The 796-nt window shown below is 45.5% G+C and carries 1 protein-coding gene; it reads right to left on the bottom strand.

All coding sequences use genetic code 11. The features are described from left to right. The coding region (locus N1032_RS24805) for a hypothetical protein (RefSeq protein ID WP_259543192.1) at positions 1 to 227 on the bottom strand (227 nt) is incomplete at its 3' end. Between the last annotated feature and the right edge of the window lie 569 nt (positions 228 to 796).

Below are 796 nucleotides of genomic sequence, written 5' to 3'. Positions count from 1 at the left end.
AACGTTTCGATGAATTTCTTAGCCGCTTTCTGGCGGGCAGAATCTTTACGGAAGATTTCATCAACCGCACGAGTTGCCACGCCGCAGTCACCGTGAAGGTGAGCATGAACGATAACCGATTTCAGAATTTGGTCGATTGAATTGTCAACGTCTTTCTGAGTTGCAGCAGTTGCAGCGATAGCAGATTTGATTGCGTTGTTGCCACGTAACAGAGTGATAGTAGTCATGATTTATTTCCTCGTATAGAGATTGAAAGTTTAAAGTGTATTAAACAATCCTAACATTAAGATTGTTTGACTAAGCAAGCTAGATTAACCCGCTTATCAAACAATCCTAGTTAATGGGAGTCAACCTTGGCATTGGCAAGACTTCCCCTAGGATTATTTAGTGGCACGATTCCAGCTTGCGCTTTTATCAAACCACCTGCCTTGACTTTTCAGACCGGCATTAGATTGGCTTTTACTCTTGCCAACTGCGGGTCTATTACTTTGGCATGTTCTCAGGTCTGCCACGTAGCTCGGATGCACAAGCCGCTTGTCTGCTTTCGGCCTCCACCAGACTAAACAGGAGGGGGATTTATTTTATCGTGCGCCGCCAAGCCCACTCACCTTTCGAAAGATTACTAGCCTGTATACGAAGCCAGACGCGGTACGATTTACGATGTAAACCCTTCGGAGTCAAAGACTCTTTATCCCGCCGATTCTCCGCAGTGACTAACAACTAGCTCACCCCGTACTCAGTGGCACTACTTTACCACTAGTGACCGAACGTGTCAATCACTTTTTACCTTTTGCTT

Source organism: Herbiconiux daphne (assembly GCF_024979295.1).
Classification (GTDB): Bacteria; Actinomycetota; Actinomycetes; order Actinomycetales; family Microbacteriaceae; genus Herbiconiux; species Herbiconiux daphnes.
This window is presented reverse-complemented; position numbering and strand designations above follow the sequence as displayed.